Source organism: Limnospira sp. PMC 1279.21 (genome assembly GCF_032349615.1).
In the GTDB taxonomy this organism is placed as follows: Bacteria; Cyanobacteriota; Cyanobacteriia; order Cyanobacteriales; family Microcoleaceae; genus Limnospira; species Limnospira fusiformis.
Genome location: NZ_JARPLU010000259.1, coordinates 1 through 4682, shown reverse-complemented (window position 1 = coordinate 4682; position 4682 = coordinate 1). Strand labels below are relative to the sequence as shown.

Below are 4682 nucleotides of genomic sequence, written 5' to 3'. Positions count from 1 at the left end.
ATCGGCTAGATTCCCTTTTGGCTAAGACTTTCAGCTTTTTTGTCCTGTACTGAGGGGGTTGGCTGGTTTTTCCTCTGTTCGCTGGGTCTCTGGGCGTTTCGCTGCCAAGGCATGGTCTGTGTGCGAGTGGTGCTGGTGTTTCCGATGGCTGATCGCGCACCCGCGGGCGGGTGTATATAGTTGGCTGGTTTTTCCCGTGGCTGATCGCGCACCCGCCCCTACTAAGCTTGCCTTGGGGTTCTCGAAGATTAGAAAACCAGACAACCGCACTTCCCACCGGGCAATAGCCTCTAAAAGACGACTAACTAAACGGGGATGCGATCGCCTAAGTATCCAAAAACCAGACAACTGCGTTTCCCACAGCCAACCCACCCCAAACTACGACTCGCTCAAACGCGACACCTACCACCACTAAAGCGATCGTCAGCCCTGCATATGCTGTTTCCTCTGTGTGAGCCTGTCGCCTTCCTTCCCAACTGCAAATAGTTGCACTTTAGGAAACAGAGGACTGTATTGACATCCGCCTATCCGTCCCGGCGTGCGCTAACGGGGATTCCATCTATTTCAACAAATCAAAGATTGACAATTGTTGAAATGCTGGACGGGTTGACGCTTCATTGAGATGTGCTTTCTTTACAGAAAGTCTGACCCTCTCTCCACATCCGTTTAAAGTCTCCAAATGCCCTCCGGCGACCTTAATATTAATCGCAGCGTTAACATCTCTATCATGAGATGTGCCACAATTTAAACAAGTCCACTATCTCATATTTAATTCTTTTTTGCCACCGCGAAAACCGCAGCCAGAACCGGTTTGAGAAGTGGGAATCCATCTATCAATGACACGAAAATCACGCCCGTACATAACAGATTTAACTTCTAGCATTGTTCTCAAACTGCGCCAACCCAAATCCGAAATAGCACGGGATAGTTTTCGGTTTTTCATCATCCCTGAAACCTTTAAATCTTCCAAGACTATCGTTTGGTTTTCACGAATAATCCGAGTTGACAATTTCTGAAGAAAATCGTTTCTGGTATCAGAAATCTTGGCGTGAAGTTTAGCTAATTTCTTTCTAGCAACTTCCCTTCTTTGACTGCCTTTCTGTTTCCTCGACCAATTACGTTGTCATCTTCTTAAACGCTTTAGTTGTTTCTTTAAAGGCTTAGGACATTTAAGTTTATCACCATTGCTTAATGTGGCAAAATCAGTGATTCCTAAATCAATTCCTACAGAATTTTGGTTTTCCGGTAAGGGTTGAGGATTAAACTCAACAACAAAACTGACAAAATACCTATCAGCACTGTCTTTGATTAAGGTAGCACTAGAAGGTTTTGTGGGTAACTCTCTACTCCAGACTACTTTAATATCACCAATTTTAGCGATGTAAATGTAATCGGAATTAAGGTGTTTAAAACCATTATCCATAAACCTAGCGGATTGCTTAGATTTACGCTTTTTAAACTTGGGAGGTTTAACTTTCTTACCTTTTCTTTGTCCTTTACAGGATTTGAAAAAGTTAGAGTAAGCCTGCTCTAAATCTCTTAAATACTGTTGTAAGGGAATAGAAGAAACTTCTCCCAACCAGATTTTCTCCTCGGTTTTTTTGAGTTCTGTAAGTCTTTGAGAAAGTTCCTTGAACTTAGGCTTTTTGTGACCCGCACGGTATTGTTATTGACAATATGCTAAGGCATCGTTAAATATTACCCGACAGCATCCGAACAATTGAGACATCAATCTCTATTGTTGGTCTGTTGGGTAAATTCGATATCGATATCTTAGCTTCATACTGTAAAAATGTATGAGTCTGCATTAATTATAGCTAGGAGTCTGGTAGATGTCAACCCTTTGACGAAAAGAGCGTCTGTTTCGGATTTAAAGATTCATTTGGTCTGTGTGACTAAGTATCGTCGCCAAATCTTGACAGTGGAGAGCCGGATGTTAATCCTGAAGTCTTTTCGAGAAGTGGCTGAAAAAATGAATTTTCAAGTGCTGGAATTTAATGGGGAGTCAGACCATATTCATACCTTAGTTGAATACCCTCCTCAACTCTCTATTTCTGTCATAGTAAATGCTTTAAAAGGAGTTGACAGTCGTAGATATGGGCAAGCCAGATTCCCTAAACCCTACGGAAAAGAATCTTTATGGTCGCCTAGTTATTTTGTATCTTCAAGCGGTGGCGCACCATTAGAGGTTCTGAAGTCTTACATTAAAAACCAAGAAAAGCCGTCGTAGAACGACGGGGTTTTAAACCCAAAATTTTCGATAAAATATTCAAACCTATAGAGTCCAACCCTACCAATTCCCAGTCAGGGGACGGAAACATTACTGCGTACCAGGTTTTAGTGGTCTGTCCTCATTGCGTCCAATTTAGCGCTTAGCGAGTTCTGGCGTACGGGCGACCCGCCGCTTGTGCAGTTCTTTAAGCAGAGGATTAGGGCAATTTATAAATTGCCCCAAAGCGTAGGTTGAACTAAACTGTACGTTGCTGGCTTAAAGCTTCATAAGAAGCTTGGAAATCATCAACAGTAATCTTGATCGCAGCAGTATCTGTTTCACCTTGAGACCTAAAACGGCGAATTGCTCCTACAGCGGCTTGATTGCAGAGTAATACTAAATCTGCACCATTCCAACCTTCTGTTATCTTAGCCCAATGTTCCAAGTCCACATTTAACAGAGGTCTGCCCTGATTGTAAACTTGTAAAATCTTGAACCGACTATCTAAATTTGGTAAATCTACCTTCAATTGTAAATCTAACCGTCCTGCACGTAACAAAGCAGGGTCTATGGCATCAGGACGATTGGTAGCCCCAATTACCAAAATGTTAGACCCCGATTCTAAACCATCTAACTCCGTCAGTAATTGCCCCACTACCCTGTTACTTACCCCAGAATCACCAGTGTAAGTTCCCCGTGCTGGAGCTAATGTATCCAGTTCATCGATAAATATTACACAGGGATCTGCTTGTCGGGCTTTAGCAAATAATTCTCTTACCGCCTGTTCACTGGCTCCCACCCAACGGCTGAGTAAATCTGGTCCATTAATACCAATAAAGTTAGCTCGGGCTTGAGAAGCCACAGCCTTGGCTAATAATGTTTTACCAGTACCGGGAGGACCCCACAACAGTATTCCTTTGGGCGCTCTGGCTTTTGTTTCTTTGTAGAGTTCTGGGTACAACAAAGCCCCTTCCACAGATTCCCGCAAGGTCTGTTTTATGGTTTCCAAGCCGCCAATATCTTCCCATTCCACATGAGGAACTTCAACTTCCATGCTACGAAGTACTGCTGGTTTGATTTCCTTGAGAGCCTGCAAGAAATCGGATTGCTCTACCGCGATATCTTCTGGAATTTGCATATCAATGGAAGGAACCTGACGGCGTAAAGCTGTGTATGCGGCTTTTTGACAGACAGCTTTTAAGTCAGCCCCCACAAATCCCACGGTGTGATCGGCAATAAACTCCAGATCAACTGAATCATCTAAGGGCATAGCACGAGTCAGAACTTCCAGGATTTCTTTGCGCCCATTGATATCTGGAACTCGAAACTGAATTTCTCTGTCGAATCGTCCAGGACGGCGTAGAGCTGGGTCAAGATGATCAGGGCGATTAGTAGCCCCCAGTAAAATCACGCCTTTGTTCTGGGAGAAACCATCCATGAGGCTCAATAGTTGAGCAACTAAACGCTTTTCTACTTCCCCTTCTACTGCACTACGGTTTGGGGCCAAGCTATCGATCTCGTCAATAAAGATAATACAGGGAGCATTTTTGGCAGCTTTTTCAAAAATTGCCCGCAGTTTTTGCTCTGCTTCACCATAATATTTGGTGATGACTTCAGGGCCAACAAGGGCAATGTAGTTAACCCCCAGTTCTTCAGCTAACGCACGAGCTGTGAGTGTTTTGCCAGTACCGGGGGGACCAACTAATAATACCCCATGTGTAGGTTCAAGTCCTAACTTAACTAGCAGGTCAGGGCGTTTTAAAGGAATAGCAATCAGTTCTTTGAGTTCTTTGAGTTCTTGGTTTAATCCCCCAATATCTTTGAGAGTTATACCTAAATTAGGTTCAGGTTGTACATTGGGGTCAGATGCACCTGTATTACGAGGGGGGGAAGAAGGTGTACGAATGGAACTAGTACCAACATTACTAGTTGTATTATTAGGACGGGGAATGTTACCGGTTCTGGGAATACTGCTTAATGAGCGTGAGTTAAACTGATATTCAGTTTTAATTTCTCCATTTTCAACTTTTTCCTCTAGAGCTTTTACTAACTCTAGCAACTGCTCAAATCCCTTGAATAAATCACTCATAAAGTCCCTCAAAAGTCAATTAATAAAATACATTATAGCAGTCTTGACTGATATCTCCCTGTCTAATGATACGGTTGAACACAATTCCCGCATAGTGCATATTAAGAATTTTTAAATTATCTAAAAATCTCTCAGTTTCTGCTAGACACATTGGTTCAGCTTAGATTCCAGTGACTATCGGAAATGCGATCGCGTAGCGTGTGCGTAGCACGTATCGCCTTACCTTTAACCCAAGCAGGGGTCGAGAACGGAGTCGCCTCCATCGCCTCCCATTCAAAACCGTGCTTGCGAGTTTCCCAGCACACGGCTCCTGATGTAGATGCCCATTGTCATTGGCACAGAGTTACTACCCCCTGCTTTGTCCTTCTTTGTTCAGAGCTA

At 43.3% G+C, this 4682-nt stretch carries 5 protein-coding genes and 2 pseudogenes; 3 read left to right on the top strand and 4 right to left on the bottom strand.

Annotated features, from left to right (window positions below):
* The first annotated feature begins 196 nt into the window (after window positions 1–196).
* A complete protein-coding gene (locus tag P5683_RS22965; RefSeq protein ID WP_146743385.1) occupies window positions 197–415 on the top strand; it encodes a hypothetical protein in 219 nt (72 codons plus the stop codon).
* A 144-nt stretch (window positions 416–559) separates the two neighbouring features.
* Here the strand turns inward: P5683_RS22965 and P5683_RS22960 are convergent.
* Both P5683_RS22960 and P5683_RS26565 read right to left on the bottom strand, forming a co-directional pair.
* Window positions 560–1603 (bottom strand): annotated as a pseudogene (locus P5683_RS22960) (RNA-guided endonuclease InsQ/TnpB family protein); the annotation flags it as partial.
* A 63-nt stretch (window positions 1604–1666) separates the two neighbouring features.
* Entirely contained in the window at window positions 1667–1732 is a 66-nt protein-coding gene (locus P5683_RS26565) for a helix-turn-helix domain-containing protein (protein WP_321201176.1), read from the bottom strand.
* Window positions 1733–1792: 60 nt separating this feature from the next.
* Here P5683_RS26565 and tnpA point away from each other — a divergent pair, with 60 nt between their 5' ends.
* Window positions 1793–2230 carry an IS200/IS605 family transposase gene (gene tnpA / locus P5683_RS22950; RefSeq protein WP_315669411.1) on the top strand — a complete coding sequence of 146 codons (438 nt, stop codon included), beginning with the start codon at window positions 1793–1795 and terminating at the stop codon, window positions 2228–2230.
* Between the two features lie 238 nt (window positions 2231–2468).
* Here tnpA and P5683_RS22945 read toward each other — a convergent pair whose 3' ends face one another.
* On the bottom strand, window positions 2469–4301 hold the full coding sequence (locus tag P5683_RS22945; RefSeq protein WP_006621467.1) for an AAA family ATPase: 1833 nt from the start codon (window positions 4299–4301) through the stop codon (window positions 2469–2471).
* A gap of 19 nt (window positions 4302–4320) precedes the next feature.
* The gene (locus P5683_RS22940) at window positions 4321–4452 is read right to left on the bottom strand and encodes a hypothetical protein (protein ID WP_006669118.1); all 132 of its coding nucleotides are present in this window, start codon (window positions 4450–4452) and stop codon (window positions 4321–4323) included.
* Window positions 4453–4484: 32 nt separating this feature from the next.
* Here P5683_RS22940 and P5683_RS22935 point away from each other — a divergent pair.
* Window positions 4485–4682: pseudogene (locus P5683_RS22935) on the top strand (hypothetical protein); the annotation flags it as partial.